15 protein-coding genes and 1 pseudogene are annotated in these 17,831 nt (G+C 61.4%); 4 read left to right on the top strand and 12 right to left on the bottom strand.

Annotated features, from left to right (window positions below):
* Positions 1-46: 46 nt before the first annotated feature.
* The 7 genes from hutG to hutC all read right to left on the bottom strand — a co-directional run bounded on the left by hutG (position 47) and on the right by hutC (position 8,461).
* On the bottom strand, positions 47-850 hold the full coding sequence (hutG, locus tag ACO6VD_RS26980; protein WP_422422874.1) for an N-formylglutamate deformylase: 804 nt from the start codon (positions 848-850) through the stop codon (positions 47-49).
* A gap of 10 nt (positions 851-860) precedes the next feature.
* A complete protein-coding gene (gene hutI, locus ACO6VD_RS26975; protein WP_422422873.1) occupies positions 861-2,066 on the bottom strand; it encodes an imidazolonepropionase in 1,206 nt (401 codons plus the stop codon).
* A 27-nt stretch (positions 2,067-2,093) separates the two neighbouring features.
* Positions 2,094-3,491 carry an amino acid permease gene (locus tag ACO6VD_RS26970; RefSeq protein WP_422422872.1) on the bottom strand — a complete coding sequence of 466 codons (1,398 nt, stop codon included), beginning with the start codon at positions 3,489-3,491 and terminating at the stop codon, positions 2,094-2,096.
* A gap of 112 nt (positions 3,492-3,603) precedes the next feature.
* Complete coding sequence (hutH, locus tag ACO6VD_RS26965; protein ID WP_422422871.1) at positions 3,604-5,136, bottom strand: histidine ammonia-lyase; 1,533 nt, start codon at positions 5,134-5,136, stop codon at positions 3,604-3,606.
* Positions 5,137-5,203: 67 nt separating this feature from the next.
* Positions 5,204-6,883 carry a urocanate hydratase gene (gene hutU / locus ACO6VD_RS26960; RefSeq protein WP_422422870.1) on the bottom strand — a complete coding sequence of 560 codons (1,680 nt, stop codon included), beginning with the start codon at positions 6,881-6,883 and terminating at the stop codon, positions 5,204-5,206.
* A gap of 298 nt (positions 6,884-7,181) precedes the next feature.
* Positions 7,182-7,754: a HutD family protein gene (locus ACO6VD_RS26955; protein WP_422422869.1), complete on the bottom strand. Its 573-nt coding sequence runs from the start codon at positions 7,752-7,754 to the stop codon at positions 7,182-7,184.
* Complete coding sequence (hutC, locus tag ACO6VD_RS26950; protein WP_400172323.1) at positions 7,751-8,461, bottom strand: histidine utilization repressor; 711 nt, start codon at positions 8,459-8,461, stop codon at positions 7,751-7,753. The genes ACO6VD_RS26955 and hutC overlap by 4 nt, the downstream gene beginning before the upstream one ends.
* Positions 8,462-8,604: 143 nt before the next feature.
* Here hutC and ACO6VD_RS26945 point away from each other — a divergent pair, with 143 nt between their 5' ends.
* Complete coding sequence (locus ACO6VD_RS26945) at positions 8,605-9,969, top strand: formimidoylglutamate deiminase (protein WP_422422868.1); 1,365 nt, start codon at positions 8,605-8,607, stop codon at positions 9,967-9,969.
* Between the two features lie 76 nt (positions 9,970-10,045).
* On the opposite strand, the gene ACO6VD_RS26940 is transcribed toward ACO6VD_RS26945, so the two are convergent.
* A complete protein-coding gene (locus ACO6VD_RS26940; RefSeq protein ID WP_422417916.1) occupies positions 10,046-10,621 on the bottom strand; it encodes a lipocalin family protein in 576 nt (191 codons plus the stop codon).
* Positions 10,618-10,872, bottom strand: coding sequence for an outer membrane protein assembly factor BamE domain-containing protein (gene bamE / locus ACO6VD_RS26935; RefSeq protein WP_400172299.1), 255 nt, complete (start codon positions 10,870-10,872; stop codon positions 10,618-10,620). Before bamE ends, ACO6VD_RS26940 begins: the two co-directional genes overlap by 4 nt.
* Positions 10,873-11,108: 236 nt before the next feature.
* Between bamE and ACO6VD_RS26930 the strand changes: the two are divergent.
* Together ACO6VD_RS26930 and ACO6VD_RS26925 are read left to right on the top strand one after the other, a co-directional pair.
* Positions 11,109-12,146: pseudogene (locus ACO6VD_RS26930) on the top strand (HAMP domain-containing protein); the annotation flags it as partial.
* A gap of 24 nt (positions 12,147-12,170) precedes the next feature.
* On the top strand, positions 12,171-13,001 hold the full coding sequence (locus tag ACO6VD_RS26925; protein WP_400172324.1) for a methyl-accepting chemotaxis protein: 831 nt from the start codon (positions 12,171-12,173) through the stop codon (positions 12,999-13,001).
* Positions 13,002-13,073: 72 nt separating this feature from the next.
* Here the strand turns inward: ACO6VD_RS26925 and ACO6VD_RS26920 are convergent, their stop codons facing one another.
* From ACO6VD_RS26920 to ACO6VD_RS26910, 3 genes are all read right to left on the bottom strand, one after another.
* Positions 13,074-13,670: a DUF924 family protein gene (locus ACO6VD_RS26920; RefSeq protein WP_422417919.1), complete on the bottom strand. Its 597-nt coding sequence runs from the start codon at positions 13,668-13,670 to the stop codon at positions 13,074-13,076.
* 3 nt (positions 13,671-13,673) lie between these two features.
* Positions 13,674-14,684, bottom strand: coding sequence for a class 1 fructose-bisphosphatase (locus tag ACO6VD_RS26915; RefSeq protein ID WP_045181833.1), 1,011 nt, complete (start codon positions 14,682-14,684; stop codon positions 13,674-13,676).
* 141 nt (positions 14,685-14,825) lie between these two features.
* Complete coding sequence (locus ACO6VD_RS26910) at positions 14,826-17,276, bottom strand: glycogen/starch/alpha-glucan phosphorylase (protein WP_422417921.1); 2,451 nt, start codon at positions 17,274-17,276, stop codon at positions 14,826-14,828.
* Between the two features lie 199 nt (positions 17,277-17,475).
* On the opposite strand from ACO6VD_RS26910, the gene ACO6VD_RS26905 reads away from it, so the two are divergent.
* On the top strand, positions 17,476-17,831 hold a 356-nt coding region (locus ACO6VD_RS26905), incomplete at its 3' end, for a YkgJ family cysteine cluster protein (RefSeq protein WP_422422867.1).

The following is a 17,831-nucleotide window of genomic DNA, read 5'->3' as shown; positions in this document are numbered from 1 at the left end:
GCTGAACCTTGCCTTGGGCCTGGCCAAGCGGACAGGCCCAAGGCTTTTATTTGCCATACCGCTGCTTGCCCCACGCCAACAGCGCCTCCAATAGCTGTCGCAGAACTACTTGTGTCGGTTGCGCGCGGTCTTCGCGATACTCAAACGGCTCAACCTCCTCCATGTAGGTACTCTGCGCCAGCTCCAGCTGCACAGCATGGATATTGTTGGCCGGGTCGCCATAGTGACGGGTGATATGCCCGCCCTTGAAGCGGCCATTGAGCACGTGGCTGTACTGAGCAAACCCGGCGCAGACACCCTGCAGGCGCTCGGCCAGCTCAGGGTCGCAACTGGCGCCATTGAAGGTACCAAGGTTGAAGTCCGGCAACTTGCCTTCAAACAGGTGCGGGATGTGCGAACGAATCGAATGAGCATCCCAGAGCAGTGCATAACCAAACTGCTCACGCAGGCGCTCCAGCTCACGACGGAGAGTGTCGTGGTAGGGGCGCCAGATGCCTTCCAGGTATTCCGCACGCTCTTCTGCCGACGGCTCTTTGCCCGCCTGAAACAGTGGCTCGCCCTCGAACAGGGTGGCCGGGTACAGACCGGTGGTAGCGCCGGCGTACAGGGGTTTGTCGTCATCCGGGCGGTTCAGGTCGATGACAAAGCGCGAGTACTCGGCCGCTACCACGCTGGCACCCAGTTCACGGGCAAAGTCGTACAGCTGCGGGATATGCCAGTCGGTATCGGGCAAGCTTTGCGCCTGCGTCACCAGCCCGGCCTTGACCACCGGCGTCAGGCGCAAGCCGGCGTGAGGCATGCTGATCAGCAGCGGCAGACTGCCCTGGTGAAAACTCAGTACCTTGTCCATTAGCCTTCCTTCAATTGAAAATTTCACGGCCCAGGCGTACTACCCGCTTGGGCAAGTCACCGCCTAGCCAATAACACAGATCCGCCGGACGCTCGATCTGCCAGGCAACGAAGTCCGCTACCTTGCCCACTTCCAGCGAGCCATGGCTGTCACCCAGCCCCAAGGCTGTTGCGGCATGGGTGGTGACACCGGCCAAGGCTTCTTCCGGGGTCATGCGGAACAGGGTACAGGCCATGTTCAACATCAGGCGCAGCGAAAGCGCCGGCGAGGTGCCGGGGTTGAGGTCACTGGCGATGGCAATCTTCACCCCGTGCTTGCGCAACGCGTCCATTGGCGGCAACTGGGTCTCACGCAAGAAGTAGAACGCCCCGGGTAACAGCACGGCCACGGTTCCGGCCGCCGCCATGGCAACCGCATCGTCCTCGGTCATGAACTCCAGATGATCAGCCGACAGTGCCTGGTAGCGCGCCGCCAGGCTGGAACCCGCCAAGGATGACAGTTGCTCGGCATGCAGTTTCACCGGCAGCTTCAACTCACGTGCCTTGATGAACACCCGCTCGACCTGGGCCGGGGAAAAGGCCAGGTACTCGCAGAAGGCATCCACCGCATCGACCAGACCTTCGGCCGCCAGGGCCGGAAGCATCTCGTCGCAGATATGGCTGATGTAATCGTCAGCCCGGTCCTTGTACTCCGGCGGCAAGGCATGTGCCGCCAGGCAGGTGCTGCGCACGGTCAGCGGCAACTCCTCGCCCAGGCGGCGGATGACCTTGAGCAGCTTGCGCTCGCTGGCCAGATCCAGGCCGTAGCCGGACTTTATCTCCAGGGTGGTGACACCATCGCGCATCAACGCCTGGACCCGCTGGCGGGCACTGACGAACAATTCATCTTCGCTGGCAGCCCGGGTCGCCCGCACGGTGCTGGCAATGCCACCACCTTGCGCGGCGATCTCGGCATAGCTCACCCCTTGCAGGCGCTGCTCGAACTCGCCGCTGCGATTACCACCAAACACCGCGTGGGTGTGACAGTCGATCAACCCCGGAGTGACCCAGGCACCGCCCAGGTCCACGCTTCTGTCAGCGGTCAGGGCCGGCAATGACTGGCGTGGGCCGATCCACTCGATGTGGCCGGCGCTGGTAACGATCGCCGCATCCTCGATGATCGAGTAAGTGCCTTGGGCCATGCTCGCCACATGGCAGTGCTGCCAGAGGGTTTTCATCCAATGTCTCCGTTTCAAGCGTTGTAGTTAGGACGCATCCTGGGCCACCGGCGCCTTGCCCTTGGCTGCCCGTGGCTTGCACCACAGCAGGTAGGAGGCGACCAGGAACAGTACCCAGACCACGCCGACCAGCAAGGCTGCCTGGGTATCCGGGAAGTAACCGAGCACACCGAACACAAACAGCATGAAGGCAATCGCCGCGGCCGGGCCGTAAGGCCAGAACGGTACCGGGAACTTCAGTTCAGCCACTTCTTCACGGCTCATGCTGCGACGCATGGCAACCTGGGTCACCAGGATCATCAGCCAGACCCAGACGGTCGCGAAAGTGGCGATCGAGGCAATCAGCAGGAACACGTTTTCCGGGATCAGGTAGTTGAGCACCACGCCGCCGAGCAACGCCGCGCCCATGACCAACACGGTCATCCACGGCACACCGTGACGGGAGATCTTCGCGAAGCCCTTGGGCGCGTGCCCTTGCTGGGCCAGACCATACATCATGCGGCCGGCACCGAAGATATCGCTGTTGATCGCCGACACGGCCGCCGAGATCACCACGATATTCAGCACAGTCGCCGCCGAACCAATCCCCAGGTTGCTGAAGATCTGTACGAACGGACTGCCCTGGCTGCCGATCTGCGGCCACGGGTACAGGCACATCAGCACGAACAGGGTGAGCACATAGAACAGCAGGATGCGCATCGGCACGGCGTTGATTGCCTTGGGCAGCACGCGCTGCGGGTCCTTGGCTTCACCGGCGGTGATGCCGATGATTTCGATGCCACCAAAGGCAAACATCACCACGGCGAAGGAAGCGATCAGACCACCAATGCCATTGGGCATGAAACCGCCATGCTCGAACAGGTTACTGATACCCACCGCGTTGTCGGCACTGGCGTTGTTCAGGCCAAAAATCATGATGCCGAAGCCGGCCAGGATCATCGCGACAATGGCACTGACTTTAAGCAGCGACAGCCAGAACTCCATCTCGCCGAAGACTTTGACGTTACACAGGTTCAGGCCGCCAATGAGGAAAACGATGCCCAGCACCCAGATCCAACGGGCAACCTCGGGAAACCAGAAGCCCATATAAATGCCGAATGCGGTCACGTCGGCAATACAGACGATGATCATTTCAAAGGCGTAGGTCCAACCCAGGATGAAACCCGACATCGGCCCCAGGTAGGTGGTGGCATAGCTGCCGAATGAACCGGAGACCGGATTGTGCACGGCCATCTCGCCGAGGGCGCGCATAACCATGAACACTGCGGCGCCGCCAATCAGGTAGGCCAGCAGCACGGCGGGGCCAGCCATCTGGATCGCCGCGGCAGAGCCATAGAACAACCCGGTACCGATTGCTGAACCGAGGGCCATAAATCGAATATGCCGCGCGGTCAGCCCGCGCTTGAGGCCTTGAGCTTCTTGCATGTCACGTCCTTATTTTTGTTCTGGTCGTGAGAATGATTGGGCTTTTTCGTCAGCCATCGCGGTGCGGCGACCCGACTTGCCCCGCGAAGGGCTGGGAAGCAGCCCCAGGACATTACAGGCTAGGCAGGACCTTGGCCGGCAACAGGCCAGTCAGGCGCCCTTCAGCCAACAGGGCGATGGCCGCCTCGATGTCCGGGGCGAAGAAGCGGTCTTTCTCGTAGAACGCGACCTTGGTGCGCAGGATCTGGCGGGCTTGCTCCAGTTTCGGCGAGGTTTTCAGGCCTTCGCGCAGGTCCAGGCCCTGCGCTGCAGCCAGCCACTCGACGGCGATGACGCCACGGGTGTTCTCGGCCATTTCCCACAGACGCTTGCCAGCAGCCGGGGCCATCGACACGTGGTCTTCCTGGTTGGCCGAAGTCGGCAGGCTGTCGACGCTGTGCGGATGGGCCAGCGCCTTGTTCTCGCTGGCCAGCGCGGCAGCGGTCACCTGAGCGATCATGAAACCCGAGTTGACCCCACCATTGGCCACCAGGAACGGCGGCAGCTGGGACATGTGCTTGTCCATCATCAGCGAGATGCGGCGCTCGCTCAGCGAGCCGATTTCAGCAATGGCCAGGGCCATGTTGTCAGCGGCCATGGCCACCGGCTCGGCGTGGAAGTTGCCACCGGAGATCACGTCCCCTTCCTTGGCGAATACCAGCGGGTTGTCGGAGACGGCGTTGGCTTCGATGACCAGTACTTCGGCAGCCTGACGCAACTGGGTCAGGCAGGCGCCCATGACTTGTGGCTGGCAGCGCAGCGAGTACGGGTCCTGAACCTTGCCGCAGTTCTGGTGCGAGGCGGAAACCTCGCTGCCATCGCCCAGCAGGTCACGGTAGCAAGCAGCAGAGTCAATCTGCCCACGCTGACCACGGGCTTCGTGGATACGTGCATCGAACGGCGAGCGCGAGCCCAGAACCGCTTCAACCGTCAGCGCGCCAATCGAGGTGGCGGCGGCGAACAGGTCTTCACCTTCGAACAAGCCGCGCAAGGCATAGGCCGTGGAAGCCTGGGTGCCGTTGAGCAGGGCCAGACCTTCCTTGGCCGCCAGGGTCAGCGGCTCGAGGCCGGCAACCGCCAGGGCTTCGGTGGCCGACAGCCATTGGCCGTTGTGGCGCGCCTTGCCTTCGCCGAGCAGCACCAGCGACATATGCGCCAGCGGTGCCAGGTCGCCGGAAGCGCCCACCGAACCTTTCAGCGGAATGTGCGGATAAACCTCGGCGTTGATCAGCGCGATCAGCGCGTCGATCACCTTGCGGCGAATGCCGGAGAAACCACGGCTCAGGCTGTTGACCTTGAGCACCATGATCAACCGTACCAGGGCATCGTCGATTGGCTGGCCAACGCCGGCGGCGTGCGACAGCACCAACGAGCGCTGCAGGTTTTCCAGGTCGTGGCTGGCGATGCGGGTCGAAGCCAGCAGGCCAAAACCGGTGTTGATGCCGTAGGCCGTGCGGTCTTCGGCCAGGATCTGCTCGACACAGGCGACGCTGGCATCGATCTGCTGGTCAGCGCTGGCGTCCAGCTTGAGTTTCACTGGCTGTTGGAAAATCGCACGCAGCTGAGCCAAGGTCAGGGTGCCGGGCTTCAGGGTCAATTCAGTCACGTTAATGCTCCGTACTCGTGAGGCGTATTCGCCTGCATAGATATCAGTATCAACCATTTACCGCAGATCAGCCTGTGATCATCGGCAGGTTCAAGCCTTGTTCCTTGGCGCAGTCGATGGCGATCTGGTAACCGGCATCGGCGTGACGCATGACCCCGGTAGCCGGGTCGTTGTGCAGGACGCGAGCGATACGCTCAGCCGCCTCGTCGGTACCGTCGCAGACGATGACCATGCCCGAGTGCTGTGAGAAGCCCATGCCGACACCACCACCGTGGTGCAGCGAGACCCAGGTCGCGCCACTGGCGGTGTTGAGCAGGGCGTTGAGCAGTGGCCAGTCGGAGACGGCGTCGGAGCCATCCTGCATCGACTCGGTTTCGCGGTTAGGGCTGGACACCGAACCCGAGTCCAGGTGGTCGCGACCGATGACGATCGGCGCCGACAGCTCGCCGCTGCGGACCATTTCGTTGAACGCCAGGCCGAGCTTGGCGCGCAGGCCCAGGCCGACCCAGCAGATACGGGCTGGCAGGCCCTGGAAGCTGATGCGCTCGCGGGCCATGTCCAGCCAGTTGTGCAGGTGGGCATCGTCCGGGATCAGCTCTTTGACCTTGGCGTCGGTCTTGTAGATGTCTTCGGCATTACCCGACAGCGCCGCCCAGCGGAACGGACCGATACCGCGGCAGAACAGCGGACGGATGTAGGCCGGGACGAAGCCGGGGAAATCAAAGGCATTGCTCACGCCTTCTTCCTTGGCCATCTGGCGGATGTTGTTGCCGTAGTCGAAGGTCGGTACGCCCTGCTTCTGGAAGTCGAGCATGGCCTGGACATGCACGGCCATGGATTGCTTGGCGGCCTTGACCACCGCAGCCGGTTCGGTCTGCGCACGGTCGCGGTACTGTTCCCAGGTCCAGCCGGCTGGCAGGTAACCGTTGAGCGGGTCGTGGGCGCTGGTCTGGTCGGTGACCATGTCCGGGCGCACGCCACGCTTGACCAGCTCAGGCAGGATCTCGGCGGCGTTACCCAGCAGGGCGATGGAGATGGCCTTGCCTTCGGCGGTGTACTTGGCGATACGCGCCAGGGCGTCATCGAGGTCCTTGGCTTGCTCGTCGACATAACGGCTGCTCAGGCGGAAGTCGATGCGGCTCTGCTGGCATTCGATGTTCAGCGAGCAGGCGCCGGCCAGGGTCGCGGCCAGTGGCTGGGCGCCGCCCATGCCACCGAGGCCGGCGGTCAGTACCCACTTGCCCTTGAGGCTGCCGTTGTAGTGCTGGCGGCCGGCTTCGACGAAGGTTTCGTAGGTGCCCTGGACGATGCCCTGGCTGCCGATGTAGATCCAGCTGCCGGCGGTCATCTGGCCGTACATGGCCAGGCCTTTGGCATCCAGTTCGTTGAAGTGTTCCCAGTTGGCCCAGTGCGGTACCAGGTTGGAGTTGGCGATCAGCACGCGTGGCGCGTTGCTGTGGGTCTTGAACACGCCGACCGGCTTGCCCGACTGCACCAGCAGGGTTTCGTCTTCGTTGAGATTGGTCAGGCTCTCGACGATCTTGTCGTAGCACTCCCAGTTACGTGCGGCACGGCCGATGCCACCGTAGACCACCAGCTCTTTCGGGTTCTCGGCGACTTCCGGGTCGAGGTTGTTCATCAGCATGCGCAACGGTGCTTCAGTCAGCCAGCTTTTGGCGGTCAGCGTGTTGCCGCGGGCTGCGCAGATTTCGACGTCACGGAATTTTTTGAAGTTGTTGTCAGTCACGGAAATGGCTCCTAAGCAATCAGTCCAAGGCAACCCAGGCATTGGGTGTGTCATGGGTACTTATACAAACACATCTTTACTTGTATGTACAAGCATAGGCAATTGAAGTGCCAACTCATCAGAGCACCCGCTGCACAGGCGTAAATGCAGGCGCCAGAGCCCCGCAATGCCTGGCTTTGGCGCGTAGAAATAATTTTCAGGGGATGAGCGGTGAAATGCGGCCGACCAGTGGCGTTGCACCACCTTGGGTCAATCGGTAACAGCCTCGGCCGAAGTGCTCGGCCGAGGCGTAACAGCTTCAGTGTGCCGACAGCTCGATCAGGCAGCAGCGGCCCTGCACATTCAAGGTCTGCAGGCTGGCATTACCTTCCAGATGCAGGCAGTCATAGCGTCCGAGCTTATATTCACCCTGCCCCGCCAGCGCGACGTCCACCTGAGACGCGGCGGCAAACAGCAACACCGTCGAGGCCGAACTGAACACCCGTTGGCTGCCGTCCAGCCACTGCAGGCGGGCACGGTAACGCTCGGGGGCATAGATCAGGTTGAAATCGCGAATCGAGCCACCGAGCAAGGTGCAACTGACCTGGCTTTCACCCTTGAAGGCGAAGGCATCGAAAGGCAGCAACGAGCGTGTAGCCTGGCCATCGACCTGCAGGCACATGCCATCGCCTTCGAGTACGGTGATGATTCGCTGGTAACCGGCAAAGCTGGAAAAGCCACCGGACTCGGCAATGTCGGCAATCGACAGGCGCCAGCCGAAACCGTCCAGGCCTTCGCCGGCATCACGGGTGATCTCTTCGGTGCTGCCGCCGCCGTTCTTCCACGGCATGCGGGGGTAGTCTTTGGCGCGTAATACCTGCAACTGGCTCATTTGCTGAAGCGTCCTTCCAGACGGTGACGGGAACCGGGATGAATCAGACGAGCGGCAGTCACTGGCTGACGACCCGACCATGTGCGGCGGCGGATCAGCAGGCACGGCTCGCCCTGTTCGATTTGTAGCAAGCGGCACTCTTCCGGCTCGGCAAGGATCGCTTCGACCACGTGTTCGCCCTCGGTCAGCGGCGCAACCTGGGACAGGTAGGCGTAAGGCGTCTGCCGGGTGAAGTCCTGCTTGAGGTAGTCCGGGGCGATCTGTGCGTTGACGAAGCGGTCTTCGATCTGCACGGCAATGCCGTTTTCGTAATGGACGATCAGCGAGTGGAACACCCGCTGACCTTCGCGCATGTCCAGGGCCAGGGCGCGCTCGGAGCCCGCAGCTTCCTCGGCGAGGGTGATCACCTGGCAGGTGTGCTGGTGGCCACGTGCGGCAATTTCATCGGCAATGTTATTGACCTCGAACAGCGCCGAACGGGTCTTGGGCTCGGCCACAAAGGTGCCGACCCCCTGCATGCGCACCAACAAACCTTCGGCGGTCAGCTCACGCAAGGCGCGGTTGATGGTCATGCGACTGAAGCCCAGTTCGTTGACCAGTTCGCTCTCCGAGGGCACACGGTGATGCGGCGGCCAGCTGCCATTCTGGATCTGCTGGGCGATCATTTGTTTGACCCGGGCATATAGCGGCGCCGGCCCCTCGCCCATCTGGGCAACCAGCGCGGAGACAGGAGGTGTCGGCACGGAAAATATCCTTGTTCGGTTGAATGAACGGTAGCTTGCCGGAGTTTACCCAGCAGGCAAACGTCTGTATATGTATATACAAATAATCACAATGAGGTGCCGCGTCGATGTCCGTCTTCTTTGCCGAACGCGCTTTGCTCCCTACGGGCTGGGCCGAAAACGTCCGAATCGAGGTCGGTGCCGATGGCCTGCTGGCCAGTGTTCAGGCCAACGGCTCGGCCGAAGCGGCCGAGCGCCTCGCCGGCCCATTGCTGCCGGGCATGCCTAACCTGCACTCGCATGCGTTCCAGCGAGCCATGGCCGGCCTAGCCGAAGTGGCTGGTAATCCCAATGACAGTTTCTGGACCTGGCGCGAACTGATGTATCGCCTGGTCGGCAAGATCAGCCCCGAGCAACTGCAGGTCATCGCCCGCCAGTTGTACATCGAAATGCTCAAGGCCGGGTACACCTCGGTCGCCGAATTCCACTATGTGCATCATGACACCCAGGGCCAGGCCTACGCAGACCCGGCCGAGTTGTCCCTGCGCATCAGCCAGGCGGCCAGCGCCAGCGGTATCGGCCTGACCTTGCTGCCGGTGCTCTACAGCCATTCGGGTTTTGGCGGGCAGAAGCCTAACGAGGGCCAACGGCGCTTTATCAACAGCACCGAACAGTACCTGAACCTGCAAGCGCGCCTGGCACCACTGCTGGCCGAACAACCCGCGCAAGCACTGGGCTTGTGCTTCCACTCCCTGCGCGCGGTCACCCCGGAGCAGATTGCCCAGGTGCTGGCAGCCAGTGACAAAGCGTGCCCGGTGCACATCCATATCGCCGAGCAGCAAAAGGAAGTCGACGACTGCCTGGCCTGGAGTGGGCGTCGGCCGCTGCAATGGCTGTATGAAAACACTGAAGTCGATCAACGCTGGTGCCTGGTCCATGCCACCCATGCCGAACCTGACGAAGTCGCGCTCATGGCCCGCAGCGGAGCAGTTGCCGGCTTGTGCCTGACCACCGAGGCCAACCTCGGCGACGGTATCTTCCCGGCAGTGGACTACCTCGCCCAGGGCGGTCGCCTGGGGATTGGTTCCGATAGCCATGTGTCGCTGAGCGTGGTCGAAGAACTGCGCTGGCTGGAATACGGCCAGCGCCTGCGCGACCAACGCCGCAACCGTCTGTATCGTGGCGATCAGCCGATGGTTGGGCGCACCCTGTATGACGCGGCATTGAGCGGTGGAGCCCAAGCAATGGGGCAGCCGATTGGCGAGCTGGCGGTAGGTAAGCGAGCAGACTGGCTGGTGCTCGATGGCAACGATCCATATCTGGCGACTGCCAGCGAGGACGGCATTCTCAACCGCTGGCTGTTTGCCGGTGGGGATCGTCAGGTGCGAGATGTGATGGTCAATGGCCAGTGGGTGGTGCGCCAGGGGCGGCATGCCCAGGAAGAAGAAAGCGCCCAGGCGTTTGCCGGGGTGCTGCGGGCTTTGCTGGGCTGAATTATCGCGGGGCAAGCCCGCTCCCACCGGCTACTTATCAGCATCGGTGGGAGCGGGCTTGCCCCGCGAAAAAGTCTCACTGCTTGTGCGCAGCAATATCCCTGTCCGCCACCCGCCAGATCAAACGATTGGTGTCGTAGCCTTGCTGCCGTGCCTTGGCCAGCAGGCTTTCACGCTGCCAGGCCGGAACGGTCGCCGTGCGCGAAAGAATCCACAGGTATTTGCGATCCGGATTGCCAACCAGCGCGGTCTGGTAGTCGTCGCTGACATACAGCACCCAGTATTCGCCCTTGGCTACCCCAGGCAGCACTTTCGAGAACCAGTTGTCGAACACCACCCAGAGCTTGTCGGTCTTGCCCGGCACTTGTGGCGTGGCGTTGCCGCTGGCTTCCTGCCATTCACCCTCAAGGGTCTGGCAGCGGTTGAGCACACCCACCGAGCCATCAGGCTTGAGGTTGTAGTGGGCCTCGGACTGGGCGCAATCGCGCTGGAAAAACATCGGCAGGCGCGCCAGTTCGAACCATTTGCCCTGGTAGCGCTTGAGATCGACGCTGTTGGCGGTCTTCGGCGGGATCGGTCCGCTGTCCGTACTGGCACAGCCTCCGAGGATCAGGCCAGCACACAGGACCAGCAGCAGCTGTAGCGATTTCATTTGAGTCCCTGCCCGGAATACATCAGTACCTTGTCGGCGGCGTACTGCACGCTGATAAAGCTCTTCTCGTCACCCCAGGTGCAGCTGGACATGCCCAGTGCGCCGGAACACTCCTTGGGCGAACCGAGCAGCTTTTCTACCTCGGCCTTGGCCATACCCGCCTGAAGCTTTGAATAGTTTTCCTGGTTGATCTTGTTGCACGCAGTCAGAAACACGCACAAGGACAGCAGGGCGAGGGAACGCAACGACATGAAGGGGTCACTCCTGGACATGAGGGTGCAGGCGCGATGGCCTACCGACAGCTTAGAAGGGAAAAAGCGCCTCTGGTTCCCGAGCGATTGCGCTTTCCTGACGCCAATTCCCTGCCTTTGGTCGAATAGACCGATTTGCGCGTTAATCTTTTCCATTCACCGGACGACACAGGTAGGCGCTGCGACGTATTGCCGCGCCCCTCCCGTTGACCCGCCGTGTGCAGACAGACCCCGCAATGACAAAAAACCTGAAGTTCAGCCACAAGATTCTGCTCGCCGCCGCCCTGGTGGTCGCTGTCGCCTTTACCTGTTTTGTCCTGTTCAACGATTACCGCCAGCGTCAGACCCTGCGCAGCAATACCGAAGCTTCCATGCAGGAGCTCGGCAACCTGACCAGCAGCAACATCCAGACCTGGCTGCAAAGCCGCATGCAGATCCTCCAGTCGCTGTCCCAGCAAGTGGCCATCGATGGCGCCAGCAAGGACAGCCTGACCCGTAGCCTCAACCTGCCGGTGTACAGAAGCAACTTCCTCCTGACCTATTTCGGCGGCCAGGATGGCTACATGCAGTCGGTGCCACTGGGCAATCGCGCTGCCGATTATGATCCGCGGGTGCGCGGCTGGTACAAGGCTGCCAGCAGCGCCGGCCAGACGATCATCACCGAGCCGTACATTTCGGTGTCCGCGAACAAACTGGTGATCACCCTGGCCACGCCGGTTCAGCACCAAGGCCGGCTGATCGGCGTCAACGGTGCCGACACCGACCTGGACAGCATCAGCGCCATCATCAACGCGCTGAACTTCGACGGCCACGGTCAGGCATTCATCGTCAACGGTGACGGCAAGATTCTGGTCCACCCCGATGCCAAGCTGGTGCTGAAAAACCTCAGCGAGGCCTACCCGCACAACACTCCACAGATCGGCAGCGGTCTAAAAGAGACTGAGCAAGCTGGGCACTCACAGTTCATCACCTTCACCAAGGTCAATGGCGTGCCTTCGGCTGACTGGTATGTGGCCCTGGTGCTCGATCAGGACTTCGCCTTCGCCATGCTCAGCGAACTGCGCACCTCGGCCATTGTCGCCACGGTGATTGCCGTGCTGATCATCATTGCCCTGCTCGGTGTCCTGATCCGCGTTCTGATGGAGCCGCTGCACGTCATGGGCCGGGCTATGCACGATATCGCCGAAGGTGAAGGCGACCTCACTCGCCGCCTGCGTATCCACGGCCAGGACGAATTCGGCAGCCTCGGCCAGTCGTTCAACCGTTTTGTCGAACGCATCCACGAATCGATCCGTGAAGTGTCCTCGGCCACCGGCCAGGTCAACGAAGTGGCCTTGCGCGTCATCAGTGCCTCGAATGCCTCGATCCACAATGCCGACCAGCAATCGAGCCGCACCAGCAGCGTTGCTGCGGCGATCAACCAACTGGGCGCCGCCGCCCAGGAGATCGCCCAGAACGCCGCCCTCGCCTCGCAACACTCCAGTGATGCACGCAATCTGGCGGCGGAAGGTCAACAGGTGGTCGACCAGACCATCGAGGTGATGAACCAGTTGTCGGCAAAAATCAGCGACTCGTGCGGCAACATCGAAACCCTCAATGCCAACACGGTGAACATTGGCCAGATCCTTGAAGTGATCAGCGGCATTTCCCAGCAGACCAACCTGCTGGCGCTAAACGCTGCCATTGAAGCGGCACGCGCAGGTGAAGCCGGTCGTGGTTTCGCGGTAGTGGCGGATGAGGTGCGCAACCTTGCCCATCGCACCCAGGATTCGGCGCAACAGGTCCAGCGCATCATTGAAGAACTGCAGGCCGGTGCTCAAGTGGCGGTCAGCACCATGACCGAAAGCCAGAGCCACAGCCAGCACAGCGTCGGCATTGCCAACCAGGCTGGTGAGCGCCTCGGTAGCGTGACCCAGCGGATCGGCGAGATCGATGGCATGAACCAGTCAGTAGCCACCGCAACCGAAGAACAGACGGCCGTGGTCGAGTCGATCAATGTCGACATCACCGAGATCAATACGCTGAATCAGGAAGGGGTGGAGAACCTGCAAGCGACCTTGCGTGCCTGCAATGACCTGGAGAATCAGGCCAACCGGTTGAAGCAGTTGGTGGGCAGTTTCAGGATTTGAAACTAATCGCGGGGCAAGCCCGCTCCCACCGGTACCCTGTGGGAGCGGGCTTGCCCCGCGATCGAATTCAACTCAAAACCGCGACCCAGGCTCCAGCAGGAAATCCATCTCTTCATCGGTACTCGGCCGATTCAGCAGCAGATTGCGATGCGGGAACCGGCCAAAGCGGGCAATCACCCGCTGGTGCTGCTCGGCATAGTCGAGGAAACCTTCGAACAGACGCCGGTCAGCGTCCGGCTGCGCATCAAGCAACAGCTGATAACGCTCGACACTGGTGTTCTGCCAATCCAGCACTTCAGCATGCTCCAGCACCAGCAGGATGAACACCCGCTGGATCGGTAGCAGCTGGTAATCCCAGGCCTTGTCCAGACCCTGCATTACCAGGACCTGAGCACGCCGGTCGCCATCGAAGGCGCGCGGTGTGTCGCGATGGATCATGCGCGGCAACTGATCGAGCAACAGGACCAGACCCAACCAGCCCTGCGGGCTCTGCAGCCACTCATCCAGACCACCCGCCAGGGCCTGCTCGACCAGATCGCCGAAACGCTCTTGCGCCTCGACGTCATGGTGCTTGCCGAACCACAGCGTGCTCTTCTCGTCAGCGACGTCCTGGGGACTGGTGCCCCAGCCGAACCACCATTCCAGTAACGGCTGCCAAGGTGCGAGCATGACTTACTCCTGGTGATAACCGGTAACGCGCTCGACTTCCTGCTTGGAGCCGAGGAACACCGCTACGCGCTGGTGCAGGCTCTCTGGCTGGATGTCGAGGATGCGCTGGCGACCGTCGGTGGAAGCACCGCCGGCCTGTTCGATGATGAAGGACATCGGGTTGGCTTCGTACATCAGACGCAGCTTGCCTGGTTTGGAAGGCTCACGGGCATCACGCGGGTACATGAACAGGCCGCCACGGGTCAGGATGCGATGCACGTCGGCAACCATCGAGGCGATCCAGCGCATGTTGTAGTTCTTGTTCAGCGGACCGGTCTCACCGGCCAGCAGCTCGCCCACATAGCGGGTTACCGGCTCTTCCCAGTGACGCTGGTTGGACATGTTGATGGCGAATTCGGCGGTGGTTTCCGGAACCTGGATGTTCTCGTGGGTCAGGACGAAGCTGCCCAGCTCGCGGTCCAGGGTGAAACCCTTGACGCCGTTACCCAGGGTCAGGATCAGCATGGTCTGCGGACCATAGATCGCATAACCGGCTGCTACTTGCTTGGTGCCCGGCTGCAGGAAGGCCTGTTCGTTGAGGCTTTCGTTCTGGCTCAGGTACTCGTTAGGGCAACGCAGAACCGAGAAGATGGTGCCGACCGACACGTTGACGTCGATGTTCGACGAACCGTCCAGTGGGTCGAATACCAGCAGGTAGGCACCTTTCGGGTATTTGCCCGGGATCTGGTAGGCATTGTCCATTTCTTCGGACGCCATGCCGGCCAGGTGACCGCCCCACTCGTTGGCTTCGAGGAGGATGTCGTTGGAAATCACGTCCAGTTTCTTCTGGACTTCGCCCTGCACGTTTTCGGTGCCCATGCTGCCCAGAACACCGCCCAGGGCGCCCTTGGAAACGTTATGGCTGATCTCCTTGCACGCACGCGCCACCACTTCGATCAGGAAGCGCAGATCGGCAGGGGTACTGTTGCTGCGGGTCTGCTCAATCAAATAGCGACTCAGGGTAACGCGGGACATGTAAGGCTCCGAAGGAAGGGGTAATAAAAACCCACGCAGTTTACAGGGAGAGTGCAGCGCTAGCGAGCAATCCGATACGCTTGCCCGATCAGACGGCACATCGGCCCGAGAGTTCACCGCTCCCGGGCCGTCCTGCACAGCTTAGTCGAGGGCTTTCCAGATTTGCGTGGCGTACTCGCGAATGGTCCGGTCCGAGGAGAACCAGCCCATCCGCGCAGTGTTCAGCACCGCGATGCGCCACCACTCCTTGGGATCGTGCCAGAGCGCTTCGACGCGTAACTGAGCATCCCAGTAGGCATCGAAGTCGGCGCAAACCAGGAAGCGGTCATGGGCCACCAGCGAGTCCACCAGCCCCACGTAACGGGCCGGATCATCCGGAGAGAACACGCCGCTGCGAATGGCCTGGAGCACATCATTGAGCCGGTACGAGGCGCTGATCGCCGCATTGGCGCCAAAGTCGCCACTGCGCTTGCGCGCCTCCACCTGCTGCGCGGTCAGGCCGAAGATGAACATGTTCTCAGCCCCCACCTGCTCGCACATCTCGACGTTGGCACCGTCCAGGGTGCCGATGGTCAGCGCGCCGTTAAGGCCGAACTTCATGTTGCTGGTGCCGGAGGCTTCATAGCCGGCGGTGGAGATCTGCTCGGAAAGGTCGGCCGCCGGAATGATGCTCTCCGCCAGACTGACGTTGTAGTTGGGCAAAAACACCACCTTGAGCAGGCCACGCACCGTCGGGTCGTTGTTCACCACCCGGGCGATGTCATTGCTCAACTTGATGATCAGCTTGGCCTGGTGATAGCTGGCCGCCGCCTTGCCAGCGAAGATCTTCACCCGTGGTGCCCAGCCGGTTCCGGGCTCGGCGCGTATTGCCTGGTACAAGGCCACCGTGTGCAGCAGGTTGAGCAACTGGCGCTTGTACTCGTGGATACGTTTGACCTGCACATCGAACATCGCCTGCGGGTTGACGGTAATACCCAGACGCTCCTGAATCAGACTGGCCAGCGCTTTCTTGCTGTGCAGTCGCTGCTCGGCAAATTGCTTGCGAAACGCCGCCTTGTCAGCGAAAGGCTCGAGGTCGCGCAGACGGCCTTCCGGGTTGTCGAGCACATCCTCTCCCAACGCCTCGACCAGCATGCCTGTCAGCTGCGGATTAGCCTGATACAACCAACGGCGGAAGGTAATGCCGTTGGTCTTGTTGTTGATCCGTTCGGGGTAGAGCTTGTGCAGTTCGGCGAACACCGTGCTGCGCATCAACTTGCTGTGCAGCGCCGACACGCCGTTGACGCTGTGCGAACCGAGAAACGCCACATTACCCATGCGCACTCGCCGGCCGTTGTCCTCCTCGATCAGCGACACCGCGCGCAGCACGTCAAAATCATGGATACCCTTGGCCCGCAGGGCGTCGATGTGAAACGCGTTGATCAGGTAGATGATCTGCATATGCCGCGGCAGCATGCGTTCCATCAGGCTGACCGGCCAGGTTTCCAGAGCCTCGGGCAGCAGGGTGTGATTGGTGTAGGCAAGGGTATCGACGGTCAGTTGCCAGGCGGTATCCCAGGGCACCTCGTGCTGATCGACCAGCAGACGCATCAATTCGGCCACGGCAATCGAGGGGTGGGTGTCGTTGAGCTGGATTGCCGCCGATTCGTGCAGATTGAGCAGGCTGTCGTGCATGTTCAGGTGGCGACGCAGCAAATCCTGCAGCGAGGCGCAGACGAAGAAGTACTCCTGACGCAGGCGCAGTTCCTGCCCGGCCTCGGTACTGTCAGCCGGGTACAGCACGCGTGAGATACTTTCGGCGCGGGCCACCTCGGCCACGGCGCCCAAGTGGTCGCCGGCGTTGAAGCGCTCCAGGTGCAACTCCTCCAGCGCTCGTGCACGCCAGAGGCGCAAGGTGTTGACGCTCGCGCCACGCCAGCCGACGACCGGTGTGTCATAGGCTACCGCCCGCACGGTTTCGGCCGGCCACCACACCTGGCGTTGCTGGCCATTGGCGTCATGCACGGTTTCGACGCTGCCACCGAAACTGATCGGATAGATCACCTCGGCCCGCTCGAATTCCCAGGGGTTGCCGAAGTCCAGCCAGTTCTCGGTCTGCTCCTGCTGCCAGCCATCGACCACCGCCTGGCGGAACAGGCCGTGCTCGTAGCGAATGCCATAACCGTGGGCCGCGATGCCCAAGGTCGACATGCTCTCCATGAAACACGCCGCCAGACGCCCAAGGCCACCGTTACCCAAGGCCGCATCCGGCTCCAGCAAGCGAATGCGCTCAAGGTCGACATCCAGGCCGCTCAGCGCCTCCCGGGCAATGTCCAGCAGGCCCAGGTTGCTCAAGCTGTCGTACAGCAAACGCCCGATGAGGAACTCCAGGGACAGGTAGTACACCCGCTTCTGGCTCTTGCGATAAATCTGCCGGGTATGGTCCATCCAGTGATCGACCATGTGATCACGGGCTGCCAGGGCAATGGCCTCAAACCAGTCATGTTCGAAGGCGTGCTCCGGGTCCTTGCCGACCGCGTAGGTCAATTTGTCCAGTACAGCGGTGCGAAAAGCGGCCACCTCTGCGTCACGAGCGAGTGGTTCCTGAGACATGCGACGTCCTCGATCAGGTTGACGAATGCGGATGGAGATTTCTCAGCCTAGACCGTTCGACACAGAGCGAAAGCGCAGGTTCTGGAGTTTCTGTACAAAAACAGCGGTCGGCATTGGTGGAACCGGCAAATGGTTGTTCACATTTTGACCAACTCCGGTATGATCGCGCGCCTACTAGAACCTCTAAAACCTGAACCTGATGAAACCGACCCTGATTGCCGCCGCCGAAGTCGACCGCCTGGAAACCTGGCAGAAGTACCAAAGCCATATGTGCGGAGGCTGCAACTCGACCTGCTGCACCTTGCCGACGGAAGTGAAAATCAAAGACCTGATCCGCATGGGCGTGGTGGATGAGTTCGAAGTGGGTGAGCCGCCGAAGAACATTGCCAAGCGTTTGCAGAAGGACGGGATTATCCAGCGCTTCAACCAGAAGTCGGGGATTTTCACCCTGGCGCAGATGAGCAACGACGATTGCCTCTATCTGGATCGTAAAAGCCGCATGTGCACCATTTATGACAAGCGCCCGGACACCTGCCGCAACCACCCACGGATCGG

Source organism: Pseudomonas sp. GZD-222, from assembly GCF_049310525.1.
Classification (GTDB): Bacteria; Pseudomonadota; Gammaproteobacteria; order Pseudomonadales; family Pseudomonadaceae; genus Aquipseudomonas.
The sequence above is the reverse complement of the archived record's forward strand: the minus strand, read 5'-3'. Positions and strand labels throughout refer to the sequence as shown.